The organism is Vallitaleaceae bacterium 9-2 (genome assembly GCA_038396585.1).
In the GTDB taxonomy this organism is placed as follows: domain Bacteria; phylum Bacillota; class Clostridia; order Lachnospirales; family Vallitaleaceae; genus UBA1351.
Window position 1 is genome coordinate 2,240,775 of the sequence record CP121691.1, and the last position, 20,721, is coordinate 2,261,495.

At 37.1% G+C, this 20,721-nt stretch carries 18 protein-coding genes; 1 reads left to right on the forward strand and 17 read right to left on the reverse strand.

The window, feature by feature from the left end; all coding sequences use genetic code 11:
* Positions 1-11: 11 nt before the first annotated feature.
* Genes acpS through QBE53_10580 form a run of 3 tightly spaced genes read right to left on the reverse strand, consistent with a single transcriptional unit; the run spans position 12 to position 1,671 of the window.
* A complete protein-coding gene (gene acpS, locus QBE53_10570; protein WZL80248.1) occupies positions 12-398 on the reverse strand; it encodes a holo-ACP synthase in 387 nt (128 codons plus the stop codon).
* 1 nt (position 399) lies between these two features.
* Complete coding sequence (locus QBE53_10575; protein ID WZL80249.1) at positions 400-1,008, reverse strand: hypothetical protein; 609 nt, start codon at positions 1,006-1,008, stop codon at positions 400-402.
* A 9-nt stretch (positions 1,009-1,017) separates the two neighbouring features.
* A complete protein-coding gene (locus QBE53_10580; protein ID WZL80250.1) occupies positions 1,018-1,671 on the reverse strand; it encodes a redox-sensing transcriptional repressor Rex in 654 nt (217 codons plus the stop codon).
* A gap of 128 nt (positions 1,672-1,799) precedes the next feature.
* On the opposite strand from QBE53_10580, the gene QBE53_10585 reads away from it, so the two are divergent.
* Positions 1,800-3,692: an ABC-F family ATP-binding cassette domain-containing protein gene (locus QBE53_10585; protein ID WZL80251.1), complete on the forward strand. Its 1,893-nt coding sequence runs from the start codon at positions 1,800-1,802 to the stop codon at positions 3,690-3,692.
* A gap of 88 nt (positions 3,693-3,780) precedes the next feature.
* Here QBE53_10585 and QBE53_10590 read toward each other — a convergent pair whose 3' ends face one another.
* The 14 genes from QBE53_10590 to QBE53_10655 all read right to left on the reverse strand — a co-directional run bounded on the left by QBE53_10590 (position 3,781) and on the right by QBE53_10655 (position 20,634).
* Positions 3,781-4,926 (reverse strand): isocitrate/isopropylmalate family dehydrogenase, encoded by a 1,146-nt coding sequence (locus tag QBE53_10590; GenBank protein ID WZL80252.1) that lies wholly within the window; start codon positions 4,924-4,926, stop codon positions 3,781-3,783.
* A 95-nt stretch (positions 4,927-5,021) separates the two neighbouring features.
* A complete protein-coding gene (gene leuS, locus QBE53_10595; protein WZL80253.1) occupies positions 5,022-7,430 on the reverse strand; it encodes a leucine--tRNA ligase in 2,409 nt (802 codons plus the stop codon).
* A 17-nt stretch (positions 7,431-7,447) separates the two neighbouring features.
* Positions 7,448-8,332, reverse strand: a complete 885-nt coding sequence (locus QBE53_10600) for a hypothetical protein (GenBank protein ID WZL80254.1) — start codon at positions 8,330-8,332, stop codon at positions 7,448-7,450.
* Between the two features lie 57 nt (positions 8,333-8,389).
* Positions 8,390-9,232, reverse strand: coding sequence for a DegV family protein (locus QBE53_10605; GenBank protein WZL80255.1), 843 nt, complete (start codon positions 9,230-9,232; stop codon positions 8,390-8,392).
* An 83-nt stretch (positions 9,233-9,315) separates the two neighbouring features.
* Complete coding sequence (gene radA, locus QBE53_10610) at positions 9,316-10,686, reverse strand: DNA repair protein RadA (protein WZL80256.1); 1,371 nt, start codon at positions 10,684-10,686, stop codon at positions 9,316-9,318.
* Positions 10,687-10,761: 75 nt separating this feature from the next.
* Positions 10,762-11,175: an endosialidase gene (locus QBE53_10615; GenBank protein ID WZL80257.1), complete on the reverse strand. Its 414-nt coding sequence runs from the start codon at positions 11,173-11,175 to the stop codon at positions 10,762-10,764.
* 76 nt (positions 11,176-11,251) lie between these two features.
* The gene (locus QBE53_10620) at positions 11,252-13,678 is read right to left on the reverse strand and encodes an ATP-dependent Clp protease ATP-binding subunit (GenBank protein WZL80258.1); all 2,427 of its coding nucleotides are present in this window, start codon (positions 13,676-13,678) and stop codon (positions 11,252-11,254) included.
* A gap of 4 nt (positions 13,679-13,682) precedes the next feature.
* Positions 13,683-14,720 (reverse strand): protein arginine kinase, encoded by a 1,038-nt coding sequence (locus QBE53_10625; protein WZL80259.1) that lies wholly within the window; start codon positions 14,718-14,720, stop codon positions 13,683-13,685.
* 2 nt (positions 14,721-14,722) lie between these two features.
* Positions 14,723-15,217, reverse strand: a complete 495-nt coding sequence (locus QBE53_10630; GenBank protein ID WZL80260.1) for an excinuclease ABC subunit B — start codon at positions 15,215-15,217, stop codon at positions 14,723-14,725.
* Positions 15,218-15,245: 28 nt separating this feature from the next.
* On the reverse strand, positions 15,246-15,560 hold the full coding sequence (locus QBE53_10635; protein WZL80261.1) for a hypothetical protein: 315 nt from the start codon (positions 15,558-15,560) through the stop codon (positions 15,246-15,248).
* A 73-nt stretch (positions 15,561-15,633) separates the two neighbouring features.
* A complete protein-coding gene (locus QBE53_10640; GenBank protein WZL80262.1) occupies positions 15,634-16,263 on the reverse strand; it encodes a TlpA disulfide reductase family protein in 630 nt (209 codons plus the stop codon).
* 10 nt (positions 16,264-16,273) lie between these two features.
* A complete protein-coding gene (locus QBE53_10645; protein ID WZL80263.1) occupies positions 16,274-16,954 on the reverse strand; it encodes a cytochrome c biogenesis CcdA family protein in 681 nt (226 codons plus the stop codon).
* 131 nt (positions 16,955-17,085) lie between these two features.
* Complete coding sequence (locus tag QBE53_10650; protein WZL80264.1) at positions 17,086-18,885, reverse strand: ABC transporter ATP-binding protein; 1,800 nt, start codon at positions 18,883-18,885, stop codon at positions 17,086-17,088.
* Positions 18,886-20,634: an ABC transporter ATP-binding protein gene (locus QBE53_10655; protein ID WZL80265.1), complete on the reverse strand. Its 1,749-nt coding sequence runs from the start codon at positions 20,632-20,634 to the stop codon at positions 18,886-18,888.
* Positions 20,635-20,721: the final 87 nt, after the last annotated feature.

Consider the following 20,721-nt stretch of genomic DNA (forward strand, 5'->3'; position numbering starts at 1 on the left):
AAACTCCTTTTTTATAAAAATTCCTGTCGCAATCGTTCTCCAATCGCTACTGCTGTCACATAATCTTTTGTGTTGGAAATTGAAACATGTATTGAATCAATTTTTAAATTTTGCTGCATCTTTAATGCACTATCGTACAAGACGACATAGGGTTTTCCCCATTCATCCCTTAGTACTTCTATATCAATAAGATTAATGCCTTTAAATCCCGTTCCAAACATTTTGACTACAGATTCTTTCACACAAAAATTACCCGCAATTTTTTGCGGGTTCATTTGATGTCGTTCAAATAATTCTATCTCGTTATCAGAAAAATAACGATTCAAGAATCCCTCTTTTGCGCTTGCCTTTTGAATGCGTTCAACAGCAATTAAATCCGTTCCTACTCCTATGATCATATTATTTTTCATTTCCTTTCAAATAATACTCATCATATTGTTCAATAATATCACTACCCACTACATCATGAATAAATGAATACAAAGCATCCGAGCGCTCTTTGGTTTCATCACGAATGATAATCTCTTCTTTGATTTCTTCACGAAGCTTTTGCACATTTTCATCATGCTTTTGGGCTTTTTTACGTACTTCTAACATCTCTAAATAAAAAATATTCATCGTAACCGAGACCAACTCCCTATTCGTCTGATCAATTTTTATAGGTAATTGGTCTAGTCGTTTTTCATATTGTTTTAGCTTATCATTGATTTCTTCTATGTAGCGTCGATTTTTCTCCATCTTATGATAAGCTGCTTTTTCATTATCGGAAGTCGCAAGACTCATACCATCAACAATATCTTGCATTATCTTTTTCTTCAGATTATAGTATTCTTTAGATTCTGTTGTCAACTTTCCTTGTTCTTTAAGCAAAGAATTGAGTTTTTTTTCTAAAGCAATCACCTTGCCCGGTTTATTATCCTTGAACAGTTCATGCCATTTTTGATCCAAGACCAATAGATGGGTCTTTTTATCAATATGAATTTGCTTATTTTTGTTAAACCAAGCCATAGACATCCTCTATTCCAACTGATCTTTTACACGATAGGATAATGTCATTAAGCTCTCTGCCAAATGAACATTTTCTACAATGACATTCTCATTTTTTATTTTTAAATCAATGGGTGCAAAGTTCCATAGCCCTTTTATTCCCCACTCTGCCAAATCATTAGCAATCTTTGGTGCTTTTTGCTTTGGTAATGTCAAGACGGCAATATCAATATGATTATTCTTGACAAATTCTTCCATTTGGTCAATATCTTGAATCTCAATTCCTCTAACTTGTATCCCTATAAGACGTGGGTTCACATCAAAGAGCCCTTTGATGACAAATCCTCTTTTTTCAAAATCAATGTAATTAGCTAATGCTTGTCCCAAGTTACCTGATCCTACAATAATAATATTATACGTCTTTTCAAGGCCTAATATTTTACCGATTTCACTGTACAAAAATTCAACGTTATATCCATACCCTTGTTGACCAAACCCACCAAAATTATTTAAATCTTGTCGTATTTGAGATGCGGTTACGTTCATACGTTGGCTTAACTCTTTTGATGAAATCCTTACGACATCATTTTCCAATAATTCACCAAGATATCGATAGTATCTCGGAAGTCGTTTAATTACCGCCGTTGATATCCTTTTCATTTCTTCTTTATGATTATTTGACATTATAATGCCTCCTATTTCATTTTATTCATTTTTTTAATTATATCCTTTTGTTAAATCACTGTCAAATATGAATTGAACTTATCGCTTAACAATGCTATTATAATATAGAATTTAGGAGGATGAATCGTATGTTATTATCATGTCAAAATATTGAATTTTCATATATCTCTGAAAAGATTCTTAAAAACGTCTCTTTTCATGTCAACGAAAATGAACCTACCGCCATTGTCGGTGTCAATGGTGCCGGAAAAACAACACTTTTTAAGGTTTTAACTGGTGAACTGACTCCCGATGCCGGGGACATTTTTGTAAAAAACGGTACAACTATTGGTTATCTGTCCCAAACTATAGATTATACATCTGAGAAAACCGTATATGATGAATTACACTCTGCTGACCTTGACCTACTCGCTCTTGACACTGCGATAAAAGCCTTTGAACAGCAGATGACTCTGGCTACCCCTGATCAAAAAACCCTTCACGATTATCACAAGGCTATTGAAGATTTTGAAGCGATTGATGGGTATAGCTATGAAAGCCGAATCAAAGGCATCTTAAAGGGTCTAGGATTTTCTGAGTCCAGTTGGAATCAACAAGTATCCACCCTCTCCGGTGGACAAAAGACGCGTCTTGCCCTTGGACGCTTGCTACTTATTCAACCCTCATTACTATTTTTGGATGAGCCGACAAACCACTTGGACTTAGAGGCTATTCGCTGGTTAGAGGGCTACCTAAACAACTATAAAGGGACGCTTCTGATTATCTCCCATGACCGGTATTTTCTCGACCGAATTGTACACAAGATTGTTGATATTGAACTGGGTAAGGCACATGTCTATCAAGGAAACTATACCGCTTATGTACAAAAAAAGGAGTTTAATCAGTATATTGCAACCAAGCACTATGAAGAGCAACAAGCCGAAATTAAGCGTCAAGAAGCTATTATAAAACAATTACGTTCCTTTAATCAAGAAAAATTCATCAAACGAGCGGCTAGCCGTGAAAAAGCACTTGAAAAGCTTGATCCACTCGAAAAACCTACAGAGCTTAAGGACAATATGCGCTTAACACTTCACCCCAAAAGAGAAAGTGGTATGGATGTCCTAAAGCTAGAAGAGCTCGCACTAGGCTATGATAACGTTCCTTTGTTTTCAGATACAAGCCTTAATATATATAAGGGCGAACGTATTGCCTTAATCGGGAAAAACGGGACCGGAAAATCAACACTTCTTAAATTATTACTAGGAGAATTAAAGCCTATTAAAGGTTTAGCCCACATTGGTCATTCAGTTGAGATTGCCTATTATGACCAAGAACATTCCACTCTTAATGAATCCTTAACTTTGGTTGAGGAAATCGCCGAAGATTTTGAGACCATGGAAATGAGTAAAATCCGTAACCTCTTAGCTGCTTTTTTATTCACCGGAGACGATGTATTTAAACAGGTTGGCACATTATCCGGCGGCGAAAAAGGTCGACTATCCTTAGCTAAGTTAATGCTCGCTAAAGGTAACTTCTTGTTACTCGACGAACCGACAAACCATTTAGATATGGTCTCAAAAGAGGTTCTTGAAAAGGCATTGCGTCATTATAGTGGAACGATTTTATTCATCTCTCATGACCGATATTTTATTAATCGAGTGGCTACCAAGGTTTGGGAACTTGATCAAAAGCATATCAAAGAATATCACGGAAATTATGATTATTATATTGAAAAAAAAGAACAGCAAAATGCTGCGGACAAAGAAAACATCACCGATGTTCAAGCCAATTCCCTTAATAAGCAAAACTGGGAGCGTATGAAGCAACAGCAAAAAGAAGAACGCAAACTTCAAAATCAAATCGAACAGCTCGAACAAGATATCTCAGATATCGAAGAACGTATGCAAGCCATTGATGAAGAGTTGACTCAAGAGGATGTTTTTTCAAATTACGAGTTATCCAATTCTCTAATGAAAGAAAAAAACTCACTCGAAGTCGAACTTGAAGATAAACTTAATACATGGGAATCCTTACAATAATAGATACACTTTATATGTAGGGCTTTCCAAGAGATGAACAAAAAGAGATGCAGCCCATGGGCTACATCTCTTTTAATTATGATATTATTTATAGTTTTTCAATGGTTTCCATTAAGTAATCTGCATATTCAGCACTTGTCGCTCCAGTATCACGACCTGTTAATGCGATTTTCTTTTCTGTTTGACCACAAATCTCTAATGCTTTAAATAATTTATCTGCCTCTTGAGTGTATCCGATGTGATTTAACAACATCGCTCCTGCACGAATAATACTTGACGGATCTGCATAGATGTCACGCCCTTCATCAACCATTCTTGGTGCTGAGCCATGAATAGCTTCAAACATAGCATAACGCTTACCAAGGTTTGCGCTTCCTGCTGTTCCTACTCCACCTTGGAATTCAGCCGCTTCATCCGTTAATATGTCCCCATAAAGATTTGGCAACACCATCACTTGAAAATCTTTTCTTCGTTTTTCATCTACAAGTTTAGCTGTCATGATATCGATATACCAATCATCCGCTTCTATTCCAGGATATTCTTTTGCAACTTCATTAAAGACATCTAGGAATTTCCCATCCGTTGTTTTAATAACATTGGCTTTTGTAACACAAGTCACGCGTTTTTTATTATTCTTTTTCGCAAACTCGAATGCTGCACGAATAATTCGTTCAGCTCCTTGAGTTGTAATGACTTTAAAGTCAAAGGCCAAATCATCGCTAATATTTACGCCTTCACTTCCAAGTACATATGCTCCTTCTGTATTCTCACGGAAAAATGTCCAGTCAATACCTTCTTCCGGAACATTTACAGGACGAACATTAGCAAATAAGTCCAATTCTTTTCGCATCGCCACATTGGCACTTTCGATATTTGGCCATTTGTCACCTTTACGTGGTGTCGTTGTTGGGCCTTTTAATATAACATCACATTTTTTTAATTCTACAAGTACAGAATCTGGAATGGCTTGTCCCACTTCAGCTCTTTTTTCAATTGTCAAATCTTCAATAGTTCGAATCTCAACTTTACCCGCTTTGATCTCATCTGCTAAAAGATAAGCTAAAATTCGCTCTGCTTGGGCAGTGATTGCAGGACCGATCCCATCGCCTCCAACTGTACCAATTACAATCTTGTCTAATTGACTATAGTCCACAAAATCTTGCTGTTGTTTCATTGCTTCAACACGTTCAAGTTGTTTCTTAACTAGTTGTTCAAAATGGTTTAAATAATCCATATTTTTTCCTTTCGATTGTCATTAGAATTTCAGTTATATTATTGCACTTTAATGTAATTTTATACAACAGATTGCTTCTTGTCAATGGTTGCCCTTTATTTCACGACAATATTAATGATTTTTTTCGGAACAACAATTTCCTTAACCACTGTTTTCCCTTCAATTTTGGATGCGATTTCAGCACGTACTTGCTCCAAAATCTCATCTTTTGTCGCATCAACAGACACTTGAATGGTTCCACGTACTTTCCCATTCACCTGAATTGGCATTGTAATTTGATCTTCCTTCATTTTTTCGGTATCATATTCTGGCCAACCATTTTCAAAGACACTAGTTGTCTCTCCTAGTTGAGACCATAACTCTTCTGCCATATGAGGTGTAAACGGTGCTAACAGTCGTGCAATATCTTTAAGTGTTTCTTGGTCAACCCCATCATGTTCACGAGCATATTGGCTCAATTTGTTCGTATATTCCATAAATGCACTGACCGTTGTATTTAAATTAAATTTATTCAATCGATCTGTTACTTCATAGATTAACGTATGATGAAGTTTTTCTAATTCTTTGGTTCGCTCTACAGTTTTGCCTATGTTTTCTGCTACAAGGTTCCACACTTTATTCATAAAGCGATAAACCCCTTCGATACCTCGGTCATCCCATTCAGAATCTAATTCTGGTGGACCGACAAAGAGCTCATACATTCTTAAGGAGTCGCAACCATAGTTTTCTACGAGTTCATCTGGAGATACAACATTCCCCTTCGACTTACTCATCTTAGCACCATTTTTACAGATCATTCCCTGGTTGAAAAGGCGTTTAAAGGGTTCCTCAAAGTCAACCACACCTATATCATATAAGAACTTGGTATAAAAACGAGAGTACAATAAATGTAACACGGCATGCTCAATACCACCCACATACATATCGACTGGCAGCCATTTTTTTGCAATTTCTTTTGCTACAATTTCATTGTCATTATCAACATCAACATAGCGCAAGAAATACCATGACGACCCAGCCCATTGCGGCATTGTGTTTGTCTCACGTTTTGCCGGCTTACCACATGCCGGGCATGTTGTATTGACCCACTCGTCAATAGCTGCAAGTGGTGATTCGCCTGTACCTGTTGGTTCATAGCTTTCCACTTCCGGAAGTACAACAGGTAATTCTTCCTCCGGTACAGGAACAATACCACAATATGGACAATGGACAATTGGAATCGGTTCTCCCCAATAACGTTGTCGTGAGAAGACCCAGTCACGCAATTTGTAGTTAACGGTTTTTGTACCGATACCTTTTTCTTCTAAGTAATCGCCTACTTTTTCTTTCGTCTCATCTGAAGCCATTCCATTGAACTCTCCAGAATTAATCATCACTCCGACTTCGGTATAAGCTTCTTCAAGCTCGACTTCAATACCATCTTTAGCAATAACCTGAACAATTGGAAGGTTAAATGTTTTTGCAAATGCAAAGTCACGTTCATCATGGGCTGGTACACACATGATAGCACCTGTACCATAATCTGCTAGCACATAATCAGAAATCCAAACTTGTAATTTTTCACCATTTAACGGATTAATAGCATAGCTACCTGTAAAGACCCCTGTTTTTTCTTTGTCTTGCATACGGTCAACATTGGACTTCATTGATGCATCAAATACATATTTTTCAACAGCTGCTTTTTGCTCATCCGATGTTAATTCTGGAACAAGACCATGTTCTGGTGCAAGCACCATAAATGTCGCACCATATAACGTATCTGGGCGTGTTGTAAAGACACGAATGGTCTCATCATGACCTTCAAGTTTAAAGTCAACTTCTGCACCATAAGATTTTCCAATCCAATCTGCCTGCATTTTTTTAACTTTGTCCGGCCATTCCAATTTATCTAAATCTTCAAGTAAACGTTCTGCATATGCAGTAATTTTTAACATCCATTGGCGAAGATTTTTCTTGGTTACTTCTGAACCGCAACGTTCGCATTCACCATTGACAACCTCTTCGTTTGCCAAACCTGTTTTACATGATGGACACCAGTTAATGGGCATCTCTTTTTCATATGCCAATCCTTCTTTAAACATTTTTACAAAAATCCATTGTGTCCATTTGTAGAATTTTGGATCTGTTGTATTAAGTTCTTTTGACCAATCATATACTGCGCTAATTTCTTTTAATTGTTTTTTAAAATTGGCAACATTCTCTTCTGTTGATTTTGCAGGGTGTACACCCATAGTTATCGCATAGTTTTCAGCAGGAAGACCAAACGCGTCCCATCCCATTGGATGAAGTACATGATATCCTTGCAGAATTTTATAGCGGCTCCATACATCACTTAGTACATACCCACGCCAATGTCCTACATGCAACCCACTTCCTGATGGATAGGGAAACATATCAAGGCAATAATAGTTTTCTTTTCCTTCACTTGGCTCATTGATTGGATGCTCGCTCCAGTATGTTCGCCATTTTTTTTCAATCTGCTTAAAATCATAGTTTGTAGACATAATGTTCCTCCTCTAATTTATTCTTCTGTCACTGTCTCTTCTTCTGCTGTTTCTTCTGTTGCTTGTTGCGCTTCGCGAATTTTATAATATATAACAATCGGCGTATCCTTTTCAATTGTTACAATCGACTCAATCTGATGTTCAACCAATCCACTGGTTTTTCTTGGAAGATCACAGATGATTCGATACGTCGTGTCATTTAAACGGCGAACTTCATTTAAGGTCAAGTTGACTTCCCACTGATCATCTTCAATAATAACTGTGTAACATTCTTTTTCTTCATCATATACGACGTTAAAGGCTTCATGACTTCCGTGAACATCTAATTCACGTTGGAAAAACTCAGCCACAATTTTAGCCACATGCTCTCTTGGGATGGTTAATTCATAGGTCGCATAATCAAATGCTAGTCCTTCATAATCATGCTGCATAATGTATGATATTGCAAAAAGCGCCATGTTTGAAGCTTCAATAACCCCTGTCTCTGGATTTATACTTGGTGTAAAAAAATAATTATAATAAAACTGGTGCATTAATTCTTCTAAAGAGGTGTTTAACTGCTCATCTTCTACAAGTTCCCCTTCAATAGCCATCAACGCTTCAATACCATAATCAACCATTTCACTCGCAAGAACATACGTCTGTGTTTCTTCGGGTTCTTCTATATTTTCTTCTGGATTTTCTTCTTGTGTTGCATCTGATACTTCATTCGCATCTTGTTCTTGCTCAAGATTTGTCTCTGTCTCCACATCTGATTGAACTAAGTCAGCACTGCCTTGTGCTTGCTCACTTGCCTGTTCAATGCCCACATTGTCATATGCATCTTGAGTGGCATCCTTGCCACAACTTGACACTGTCAATGTCATCGCCCCAATAATGGCTAGTATCATTGTTTTTTTCATTCTTTATTTCCTCCACTATGAAGCCTATATTTCTATAAGCTTATGATGCATTTTGTTTTATTTTTTTACATAGAATGCTGCTAATACACCTGGACCAGCATGCGTTCCGATAGTTGCGCCCAACTCTGATATATATATTGGCTTGTCCCAATCAAACTTTTCCTTAAAGGCTTGAATAAACTCTCGAGCAAAAGGCTCGTCCATGCTATGTGCTACCGATAAAAATGGACTTGCTTCAAAATCCATTGTATTTTCTATATGTGCTAGATAAAATGGAATAATTTTTTTGCGCCCTCGAACTTTTCCTATCGTTTGTGTCAAAGCATCTTGAACATTTAAGATCGGCTTAATATTCAAAATCTCAGCTACAAATGCCTTTGACGCACGAATTCTCCCACCTTTTTTAAGGTATTCTAATGTGTCCACACAAAATAGATGCTCTATCTTGTTTTGAGTCAATGGTTCCAAAGCTGCTGCAATCTCTTCACGCGTCTTGCCCTCATCTAGCATACGTGTCGCTAAGATAACCAGATATCCTGTTCCCATACACAGACCATTACTGTCAATGACAGTAATACGATTAGGGTCAACCTCTTGTCTTGCAAGAAATGCCGATTGACATGTACCACTTGCCGGCGAACCTATTGTAATACATAAAATCTCTTCATCTTCTTGTAAAATTTCTTGAAAAGCTTCAATAAATTGCTCCGGGACAACCTGAGATGTCTTGGGTGGATTAACACTTTTTTCAAGACGTGCATAAAACTCTGTGGATGTAATGTCAATACCATCTTTATAGTCATCTCCATCGATTGAAACCGTCAATGGAATCACATGAATATTATACTTTTCAATGATCTCTTTAGGCAAATCGCTCGAACTATCTACAACTAATCGCATATCAACTCTCCTATATTCTTTATATTATCTATGTATCGCCCTTTATCATACCATAATTGTCAATTTTTTTCACTATAAATCCTTTAAAATATATGTTGTTTTAAATCATTTATATGTTTTATTCCAATTATTTGGATATCTTCTGTCGTTTTTATTGCCTTGGCATTATTCCATGGAAGAACAATTGTCTTAAATCCAAGCTTCACCGCTTCTTTGACACGACTTTCTGAAAAGGTAATGCCACGCACTTCTCCGGTTAATCCTACTTCCCCCATTAACACGGTTTGCGGATCAATTGCCTGATTTTTAATACTTGATATCACGGCGGCTATAATTCCCAAATCAAGGGAAGGCTCATTCATTTTTAATCCACCGGCAATATTGACGTAGCAATCATTATCCACCAGCGAAAGTCCGTATTTTTTTTCTATGACCGCAAGTAACATCATTATGCGATTGTAATCGGCTCCGTTAACGGTTCTTCGCGGCATATTAAACGTGGTATAAGATACTAGTGCCTGAACTTCGACAAATAATGGTCGGCTTCCTTCCATTGCACATACAACAAGTGAACCCGGTTCATTGATTGGACGTCCTGAAAGCATGTATTCTGATGGGTTTAAGACTTCTACGAGCCCTTCGTTACGCATCTCAAATATGCCTAATTCATTCGTCGAGCCAAACCGATTTTTTACTCCACGAAGTACTCGGTAGGATGCATTTTTATCTCCTTCAAAATATAAGACGGTATCAACCATATGTTCAAGTACACGTGGTCCTGCAATCGCTCCATCTTTGGTTACATGTCCAACTATAAACGTAGCGATGTTTAACTGCTTTGCCAGACGCATCAAATGCGCTGTCACTTCACGAACCTGAGATACACTCCCGGGTACTGAACCAATATCTTCATTATACATGGTCTGAATCGAGTCAATCATCAATACATCGGGTTGTTCTTTCATTATTACCGATTCAATGATATTCATATTCGTCTGAGCATAAAGCAACAATTCGTCATTTGCCACACCCAAACGCTTGCCACGCATTTTAATCTGATGCAACGATTCTTCTCCAGAGATATATAGCACTTTTTTTTTGATGCGGCTAACCGCCTGACAAATCTGAAGCATCATTGTGGATTTACCTATACCAGGGTCTCCCCCTACCAATACTAACGAACCCTGAACGATACCTCCACCTAGTACACGGTCCAGTTCTTTTATCCCTGTCTCCATACGTTCTTCGACTTCTGATTGAATCTCAGATAATTTCAACGGCTTAGCTTTTTCATAGTGCAACTGTCCGCTAACTTTTTTGGGCGTGCTGGATACTTTGACTTTCACTTCTTCTGCCATAGAGTTCCAACTATTGCATTCCGGACATTTTCCCATCCATTTTGACGCCTCATATCCACATTCACCACATACAAATATTGATTTGTTCTTTGCCATATTATCCACCTTAAAGAAATAGAAGCTATATCACATAGCTTCTATCATTATCATTCTTAATTGTATTTGGGTTACTTAGTACTTTTTGATTTGTACTTTTTGAGCACCACTTGCAAAATCAACACTAAAGTTAATCTTACCTGCTAGGTTCGATTTCACTTTCCCCACTTGCATTTCATTAATATAAATACTATACTCTTCATCGGCTTCAAGTTCCACCGTGATTTGAGCATCTTCCGCACTTCCGATTAATGAAAATGACATGCTGTCACTGTTTAGTTTTAAATCACTAACAGTGGTTCCCGGAACTGATTCAAATAGTAACCTTCCATTCTTTTCAAGACGTGTGATTTCATTGTGAGTTTTTACTTTGTAGACTTCGCCATTAAGTTCAAACCCTTCTAATTTTTGCTTCTCCTGTGTCTCATGGTTACCAAAGCTAATTGAGTTATCTTCATTAGCAACAATCAGTTTTTCTAAGCCTGCCATGACTTACCTCCTATATCTTTGCATTTAATGTTGTTACCTATTATAAAGGATATTCCTATAAATTACTAGTACAAAGTTACTTTTGGATAACAATCTCCTGATCCTTGACATGCACAGTAACTTTGTCACCTTCTTTTATCTTTCCATCAAGAATTTCTTCTGCTAAACGGTCTTCGATTTTTGATTGGATTGCACGCTTTAAAGGACGCGCTCCATATGCTTCATCAAATCCTTCTTGCGCAATATATGCTTCCGCTTCCGGCGTCATCATAACAACAATTTTTAAATTATCAAACATACGTTTTGCCAATTGTCTAAACATGATGCCTACGATTTCTTGAATATTCTCTTGATTTAATGTATGGAATACAATCGCTTCATCAATACGGTTTAAAAACTCCGGTTTAAACAGCTTTTTTACTTCATCCATAACATTTTTTTTCATCGTCGTGTACTCTTGTTCTTTATTTTCATCTTGTGTAAATCCAAGTTTTTTGGGTGCTACAATATTACGGGCACCTAAGTTAGATGTCATGATAATGACTGTGTTTTTGAAGTCTATTCGTCGTCCCTGAGCGTCTGTTATATGCCCATCATCTAGCACTTGTAAAAGAATGTTAAAAACATCGGCATGCGCCTTTTCAATTTCATCAAAGAGCAGCACTGAGTAGGGTTTTCTACGGATTTTTTCACTTAGTTGGCCGCCTTCATCATAACCGACATACCCTGGCGGAGAACCAATAAGTTTAGAGACACTGTGCTTTTCCATGTATTCTGACATATCCACACGAATAAGCGCGTTTTCATCACCAAAGAGTGCCTCTGCCAATGCTTTTGTTAACTCTGTCTTTCCAACACCTGTAGGACCTAAGAAAAGGAACGATCCGATGGGGCGCTTAGGATCCTTTAAGCCGACACGTCCACGACGTATAGCTTTACTTACTGCAATTACAGCTTCTTCTTGTCCTACAACCCGTTCATGCAAAACATTTTCAAGGTTTTTAAGGCGCTCTCCCTCTTCTTCGGTGAGCTTTTGAATCGGTATTGATGTCCAACCACTAATAATATTTGCAACTTCTTCTTCGTCGACAATAAGCGGTGTCTCTTGGTTTGTTTTTTCCCATTCTAATTTTAAGCCTTCAAGTTTTTGTCGAATTGCATTTTGCTTTTCTTTGATTTCTCCTGCCTGTTCGTAGGCTTCATTTTTTATTGCTGCCTCTTTTTCTTCTTCATACTGACTAAACTCTTTTTCAAGCTCCTTAATCTCAGGAGGTGCTGTATAGGTTTTTAATCGTACTTTGGATGACGCTTCATCAATGACATCAATTGCCTTGTCCGGCAAGAATCGATCTGTAATGTAGCGGTTACTGAGTATAACTGCGCTTTCCAGTGCATCATCTGTTATGGTTACATGATGGTGTTCTTCATACATTGCCCTTAATCCTTTGAGAATACGCACAGCCTCTTGCTCAGAGGGTTCTTCAACCTTTACCGGTTGGAAGCGTCGCTCAAGCGCCGGATCTTTTTCTATGTGCTTTCGATATTCATCTAATGTCGTCGCTCCGATTAGCTGTATCTCGCCACGTGCAAGCGATGGCTTTAAAATGTTAGAAGCATCAATGGCGCCTTCTGCTGCTCCTGCTCCTACAATTGTATGCATCTCATCGATAAATAAAAGAACATTGCCATCTTCTTTGATCTCGGCAATAGCTTTTTTTATTCGTTCTTCAAATTCACCACGGTATTTTGAACCTGCAACCATAGAAGACAAATCAAGTGCCACCACTCGTTTATCTTTAAGCAGTTCTGGGATGTTGCCATCAATGATTCGCTGTGCAAGCCCTTCTGTGATAGCTGTTTTACCAACACCTGGTTCTCCGATCATACACGGATTATTCTTCGTTCGTCGACTAAGAATCTGAATAATTCGTTCAATCTCTTTATCTCGCCCTATAATAGGGTCAAATCGCCCATTTTTTGCTTGCTGGGTCAAGTCTTGACTAAATTGATCCAGTGTTGGCGTCTTAGATTCTTCACCCTGCCCTTGTTTTAGTTTTTGTGATTTGGATTCTTTTCCAATCGTACGTAAAATATCATTATATATCTTTTGCTTAGATCCACCGACCACTTCTATAAGTCTTGTTGCCATACAATCTTGCTCTTTTAAAAGTGCTATTAATATATGCTCTGTTCCAATCAAATTGGTATTCATATAGATGGCCTCTTTTAAAGACATCTCTAGAATCTTGCGCACTCTAGGGGTAAACCCTTCTGGTTCTGCGACCTGATTCATATTTTGAGCAATCATATCACGTATCTGATCATGTATGACTTTATATGTAATGCCTTGATTGATTAATACTGTTGCAGCAACACCTTCATTTTGCTCAAGTAGCGCCAGTAGCAAATGCTCTGTTCCCACATAAGTATGTCCAATCTCGCCAGCGATTTCTTTTGATCGATTAATCGCTTGCTGGGCTTTTTCTGTAAATCGTTCCATCATAATATCAGCCTCCTTGTATTTTCGGTAATGTCATTCGTACAAGATTAGCCCTTGCTATATCCCGTTGTACAACGTCTAAATTTTTCTTTTCTAATTTTTGTAAATTTGCCGGTTGAATCTGCGTCATCAGATCAAAAATGTTAAACTCATCCGACGCTTCTAACTGCAACAATCCAAGCTCTACGCCAAGTTTAACATCCGATAACAAGGTCATTGCTTCTTTGGCTGTCAATATCCTCGCTTGGCTTAATACACCATAGGATCTGTATATGCTATCTTCAAACTCCAGTCGTCGTTCTTTGAGCAAACTCTCTCGAACGGTAAGTTCTTGATTGACAATTTGCATGGTGACTGAATGCAGCTTTTCAATAATTTCTTCTTCACTAAATCCAAGTGTCACTTGATTGCTTACCTGAAACACACTTCCAATCGGTTCACTGCTTTCGCCATAGATTCCGCGAAAAGTAATACCGAACTTTCCCACAGCTTCAAGTATAATCCGCAGTTGTCCTGTTGCTTCTAACGCAGGGACATGAATCATATATGATGCCCGAAGCCCCGTCCCAACATTTGTCGGACAAGCCGTTAGGTATCCAAGTTCTTGACTATATGCATAATCAACTTTAGCCTCTATTCTATCATCCAAGGCACTTGCCATGGCAAATATTTCTCCTAGGTTTGCACCATTAGCCATCGCTTGAATTCTCAAGTGATCTTCCTCATTAATCATAAGGCTCAAACTCTCATCCGAATTATGTATCAACGCATTTGGAATTGGCATATTGACAAATAAAGGACTGAGTAAATGTCTTTCCATCATCGCTACTTTATCAATAGAACTAACCTTATCCATATCCCAAAAATAAAAATCGTCTGATTGACCTTCGGAAAAAATATTATGGATAATCTCAATGGTTTTTTCTGCTTCGCTTTCCGACAAATGGTTGGGAAAAACAAAGTCCTTAAGGTTTCTTGCTAAGCGAATTCGACTTGAAATAATAACATCCGAATGCGTGCCTTGTTGTTTTTCATACCATTTCACGGTTACTCCTCCTTCAACTTATATAATGCATCTCGAATCCTTGCTGCTTCCATATAATCTTCCTGCATCAAAGCAAGCTTAAGTTGGGACTCAAGTTCTTCTAATTGTTCTTCTTTAAGTTGACTTTGATTCATTCGCAGCGGTTTTTTACCTGTATGTCGATAACTTCCTTGAACACTTTTTAACACATGATTTACATAAGGTTTGAATGCATCATAGCACGCATCACACCCAAGTTTTGATGTTTTGCGAAACTCATCTAATGTCATATGGCACTTGGAACACACCAGATTCTGGTCAATTTGTTCTTGTTCCACATCATTGGAATTTTTTAATAACCCACTCATAAATTTTTGAATTGAAGGATTGTCTCCATAGAATAAATCCTCTTGCTGTTTTGCGCATGTTGCACATAAATGAATTTCAACTTTTTTTCCATTAAGGACTTGTGTAAAAAAAACAGTTGCTTGTTCTTTATGACATTTTTCGCAAAGCATATTTATCCCTCCTTATGTCACCCAATCATTATAGCGGCTGATTACAACGAATGCAATGCGTAGATTTTGGGTTGTTCCCCGCCTGACATTGGGGACAAAAAACGTATTCATAAAAACCATCATTATTTTTTTCCGGCTCTAGAATGAGCGCTTCTGTGGACACACTGATGTCATGGTCCTTTAACTTTTCAATTTTTTGTATGTTTTTTTGAATAGATTTTATGAGTTTTCGCTGTTTTCTAGAAAAAGGTAGTTCTTCTCGTTCATCAAAAAAGAGTTCCTTTCCTAATTGTCGATATAAGCGATTAATTTCTTGGTTGTACATTTGTCGATTTTTCTTCACACGCGTTCCTCCTAAAAAATAAAACTTTATGGAATATGTATATTATACCATAAAGTTTTATAATTTGTATCGATTACTTATATGTATCAATAATTGAAAGCAGCGTCTCTTCATCAAGCATTCCTGAAACCGCACCTAATACTTTTCCTTCTTGATTAATAAAATATGTGGTCGGGAATCCTTGAACAGGATAAGTTCCTAACGCCGTACCATCTAAGTCCATCATCATCGGCATCGTATAGCCTCCATCTTCATACCACTGCCCAACTTCTTCTGCACTTATTTTCTCCGTTGTCGTCGCATTGAGTAGGATAATCACAAAGTCATCCCCTTCATATTCGGAATATACTTTTTCCAGATCAGGCATTTCTTGCATACAGTATGTACACCATGTTCCAAAAAAGTTTAATGCTATAAACTTGCCTTCATAATCCGACAACTTAACCGGATTACCATCTTTATCTACAAGTTCAAGGTCTACATAATCCGGGTATTCCGGTTCTTCTTGATTATCTTCTTGCACTTGTGGCTCAGGGTTCTCTGCCGTTTGGTCCTCTTGTTCGCTTTCTTGTCCGCTTCCCTCTTGATTTGTCTCTTGTGTGTCATCCACATCGAGTTCACTTGGTTTTGGCTCATTGCCACATGCTGCTAAAAAAAGCATCAGTGTTAAAGCAATCATACCTAAATATATATTTTTTTTCATCATTAATCTCCTAACTAAAATAATAAACTTTATCGGCCAACATTAATATTCCCATAATAATCAATATAATACCAGATACAACTTTAATGACGCCTAAATACGGCTTTAACTTATTGGCTTTATTTACAAATGTTCCTGCTAATGCTGCTGAGAGTAAAAATAAGATTGAAAATCCTGCTGAATATACAAGCATCAATGTTCCTGCCTTTAAGTAGTCTTGTTGGAAGGAAGCTATCAATGTTATGGATGCAACAATCGGTCCGTTACATGCTGACCATCCCAAACTGAAGGTAAATCCTAAAAGTAACGATTTCAAAAAATTGGGAGAATATTTTGTATATACATATTTTCGATCTTTTTCTAAAAATGGAATCTTCATTCCGGATACAAAATAAAGTCCAAAAGCAATAATTAAAATTCCTCCGACAATACGGATAATATCTTTATTGCGAATCAGATAATCCGATAAAAACTTTGCTCCAAATCCAATCATCAAATTTAATAACGACAATCCTAATATAAATCCAATACTATTTACAATAAGTTTTGCACGTACTTTTTTATCATTGTCTACATGCAGCGCTTCTCCGGCTAAATAACTAAAGTAAAGCGGTAAAAGCGGAATAACACATGGTGAAAAAAAAGTAAGAAAACCATGTGCGAACGCTGTAAAATAAGATACATCACCCATTTTAATCTCCTTAACTGTCAAAAAAAATTCATATATTATTATGTAGGTATATAATAATATATGAATATAAGAAAGTAAACCCCCTATTTGAAAATAATATTCATTTTAATAAAATTTTTATAGTCGTTTTTTTAACTAACTGCTTCTTGTAAGAATTTAATCTGTGCAGAATACAGCTCGTAATAATGGCCTTTGTTCTCCATTAATTCATCATGTGTGCCGATTTCTTCAATCCCCTTATTGTTGATAACTAAAATTCTATCTGACTGTTTGATGGTTGATAATCGATGTGCAATAACAAAAGAAGTCCGTCCCTTTAATAACTCCTCCAAACCTTCTTGGATAAGCTTTTCAGTTTGTGTATCAATGCTGGAGGTTGCCTCATCTAAAATAAGGATACGTGGATCTTTTAGAAGCGCTCTCGCAAAGGAAATGAGCTGTCTTTGCCCCGTTGATAATCGGCTTCCCCGTTCGTTCACCTCCGAATAATATCCATTTTCCATCTCACTAATAAACTCATGGGCACGTACCGCCTTAGATGCAGCAATTACTTCTTCATCCGTCGCATCTAATTTTCCATAGCGTATATTGTCCATAATCGTTCCCGAAAAAATAAAGGTATCTTGCATCATTACTCCCATCTGCTCACGTAAGCTTTGAAGTGTCACTTTTGATATATCGTGACCGTCAATAAGCAATCGTCCTTCATTTAAATCATAAAAACGACTAATGAGGTTTACCACCGTGGTCTTACCTGCACCTGTCGGTCCGACAAGAGCAATACGTTCTCCTGCCTTTACATCAAGGTCAAAATCTTCAAGGATCGTTTGATTTTTTTCATACCCAAAGGTGATGTGTTCAAACCGAATATCACCCTTTACCTCAGGTAACGCATAGGCATCATCTGCATCTTGAATCTCCGGTTGAATATCCATCATCTCAAAAATACGTTCTAGGTATGCTGATGCAGCTACCAGCTGATTATAGAACTCACTAATATTTAACAGCGGCATCCAGAAGTTCCCCATATATCCTAAAAAGGCAACAACAACTCCTGCACTCACTTGCTCTTTGAACAGTACTAATGCAAAGATTAGCATAATCCCTTGGGATATGATAGAAATATTTTTTACTATAGGAAAAATCAGGCTTGTATAGTGCCGTGATTCCATCCACTTATCTTTGTATTCTCCCATGACATCTTCAAAAATTTGAAGATTGACATTTTCACGGGTAAAAGATTGTGTAACCTTCATTCCACTAATACTTTCATGAATATAGGCATTCATATTCGATTGTTTGACACTCACATCTTGCATGGAACGTCTTTGTTTTGTCTTAACCAAAAAGATTAAATATGCCGCCAAAGGAACAAAACAAAGTACAATTAACGTCAATCGATAGTCAAGACGAATCATAATGAAAAATGCCACAAAAAAAGAAAAAATATCAACGACCAAGTTAATCAATCCATTGGACAATAAATCACTTAGTGAGTTTACATAATTGACAATTCGTACCAAAATTTTACCATGAGGACGGCTGTCATAGAATCGAAAAGGTAATTTTTGTATATGCGAAAAAATATCATAGCGAATGTCACGTATAATCTGATGTCCAATTTGCGACATATAGCGGATTCGAAACTTCATACAGACGCTAGAAATCAAGATAATGATAAAAAAAGCAACCGAACTTACGACCAGCCCATTAATGTTACGGTCCGGTATAAAATCATCAATCACATATTTCATTAAAAGCGGCGTCATTAAATTGGCCAAACTTGATATCAAAATGACAAAAAACGCTAAAACCATTTTTTTCTTGTGTTGCTTGAGATAACGAAGAAGTTTTTTTAGTTGTTGCCAATTAAACTCATCAAGCAGCTCTTCATCTTCTCCAAACGTGTTTCTCTTTTTAGTATCACTCACCTAAGCGCCCACCTTTCTCATGTCATCAAACTCACCCATTTGCTGTGTGAACACATTATAATAGTAGCCTTTTTGATCAACTAATTCTTGATGGGTTCCTCGTTCAATGACTTTGCCATTGTCCATCACCAAAATTATATCTGCATCTTTAACCGAAGAGATACGATGAGCAATGATAAACGTCGTCCGCTTTTCATTGACTTTCTTTAATTCGGTTAATATTTTATACTCTGTTTCCATATCAACTGCTGATGTTGTATCATCAAGGATAAGAATTGACGGATTTTGAATCAATGCTCGTGCTAGTGCAATCCGCTGACGCTGACCTCCTGAAAGCCCAACACCGCGTTCCCCAACAATTGTATCAAAGTCTTCTTCAAACTGATATATGAATTCATTAACACCTGCAATCTCTGATGCCAGACGAATGTCTTTTTTTCTTGCCTTTGGAACACCATAAGCAATATTGCCTTCAATCGTATCTGAAAACAGAAAAATATCTTGCATCGCAATGGATATATTGCTTCTTAATGTTTGAATATCATAATCCGTTATCGGATGATTATCAATATAAATCTCACCGGCTGTCGCATCATAGAATCTAGATATCAAGGAAGTCAACGTGGTCTTTCCACTGCCTGTCGATCCTAATAATGCAACCGTTTGTCCAGGTTCAACACTAAAGCTTACATCATCTAAAACAGGTAAATCCTCATAGTGAAAAGAGACATTTTTAAATTCAATGTACCCTTTAATTTCCTTTTTATTTACCGGCACTTCTTTTTGCATAATACGGCTTTCTTCATTTAAAAGCTCACGTACTCGTTCATAGGACGCCAAGAAATTTTGTGATCCATTAATGAGCCATCCCAACATACGCAGCGGGTTATTAATCATCCAAAGCAAGCGGTTAAAAGCAACCAACTCCCCAATGGACATTTGTTCTCTAAGGATTAATATACTTCCCAAAAACAGTACAATCACATTAAACAAAATTGCAAAGGCATCCAGCGCCGGAAGATACGTCTCCCACACTTTGGCTGATTCTAAATTTCGTTCCATAAAAGCTACATTTTCTTTTTGAAACTTTTCAATTTCATAAGGTTCTCTGGCAAAAGCTTTTACCACACGATTTCCACTGATATTTTCCTGTACAACTGTATTCAATCTTGAAAATTGTGTCCTTATGTTGACAAATGTCGGTTTTACACTCCGAGATAGTTTCAATGACAAGATTCCAATAAATGGAATAATGACAACTAATAGTGCTGTTAGCATCGGATTAATCACCAACATTGCTATAATTGCAATGATAAAAACGGTTGCGTGAAACAAACTCACATGGGTAATCCATGCAAAAAAGTGACGAATCGCTTCAATATCTCCGGTCATATTCGACATGATTTGTCCATTAGGTGTTCGATCAAAAAAAGTAAAATCTAAACTTTGGAGTTTTTTATATAGATCTTTTCGCAACTGATAGACAATGTTTTGTGACAGTTCTTCAAATTTCATAAAAAATTGATACCGAAATACAGTTCGAAACATTGTCACACCTATAATGATAAGTGACCCTTTTATAACAAATGATTGATCATTGTCACTAAGAATCGCATCAATAATCATTCCTGTCACATAAGGATCGACCAATGCTGTCAATGCAAAAATAAAGGTAATCAATCCACCAATGATATATAACCGCTTATATGGTTTTATATACACATTCAACTCTTTTAACGCTTTTAACATACTAACCTCCATCTCACTCTTTAATCACTTCTCATTTAACTATTATAAGGTGCTGACATAATAACTAAATGTCAAGAATGGTAAAAG

What these genes read in the sequence shown, in the direction of transcription:
- QBE53_10575 (WZL80249.1), bottom strand. Translation starts at nt 1,008, where the DNA reads ATGGCTTGGTTTAACAAAAATAAGCAAATTCATATTGATAAAAAGACC.
- leuS (WZL80253.1), bottom strand. Translation starts at nt 7,430, where the DNA reads ATGTCTACAAACTATGATTTTAAGCAGATTGAAAAAAAATGGCGAACA.
- QBE53_10590 (WZL80252.1), bottom strand. Translation starts at nt 4,926, where the DNA reads ATGGATTATTTAAACCATTTTGAACAACTAGTTAAGAAACAACTTGAA.
- acpS (WZL80248.1), bottom strand. Translation starts at nt 398, where the DNA reads ATGATCATAGGAGTAGGAACGGATTTAATTGCTGTTGAACGCATTCAA.
- QBE53_10580 (WZL80250.1), bottom strand. Translation starts at nt 1,671, where the DNA reads ATGTCAAATAATCATAAAGAAGAAATGAAAAGGATATCAACGGCGGTA.
- QBE53_10615 (WZL80257.1), bottom strand. Translation starts at nt 11,175, where the DNA reads ATGGCAGGCTTAGAAAAACTGATTGTTGCTAATGAAGATAACTCAATT.
- QBE53_10585 (WZL80251.1), top strand. Translation starts at nt 1,800, where the DNA reads ATGTTATTATCATGTCAAAATATTGAATTTTCATATATCTCTGAAAAG.
- QBE53_10600 (WZL80254.1), bottom strand. Translation starts at nt 8,332, where the DNA reads ATGAAAAAAACAATGATACTAGCCATTATTGGGGCGATGACATTGACA.
- QBE53_10645 (WZL80263.1), bottom strand. Translation starts at nt 16,954, where the DNA reads ATGGGTGATGTATCTTATTTTACAGCGTTCGCACATGGTTTTCTTACT.
- QBE53_10640 (WZL80262.1), bottom strand. Translation starts at nt 16,263, where the DNA reads ATGAAAAAAAATATATATTTAGGTATGATTGCTTTAACACTGATGCTT.
- QBE53_10655 (WZL80265.1), bottom strand. Translation starts at nt 20,634, where the DNA reads ATGTTAAAAGCGTTAAAAGAGTTGAATGTGTATATAAAACCATATAAG.
- radA (WZL80256.1), bottom strand. Translation starts at nt 10,686, where the DNA reads ATGGCAAAGAACAAATCAATATTTGTATGTGGTGAATGTGGATATGAG.
- QBE53_10605 (WZL80255.1), bottom strand. Translation starts at nt 9,232, where the DNA reads ATGCGATTAGTTGTAGATAGTTCGAGCGATTTGCCTAAAGAGATCATT.
- QBE53_10630 (WZL80260.1), bottom strand. Translation starts at nt 15,217, where the DNA reads ATGCTTTGCGAAAAATGTCATAAAGAACAAGCAACTGTTTTTTTTACA.
- QBE53_10620 (WZL80258.1), bottom strand. Translation starts at nt 13,678, where the DNA reads ATGATGGAACGATTTACAGAAAAAGCCCAGCAAGCGATTAATCGATCA.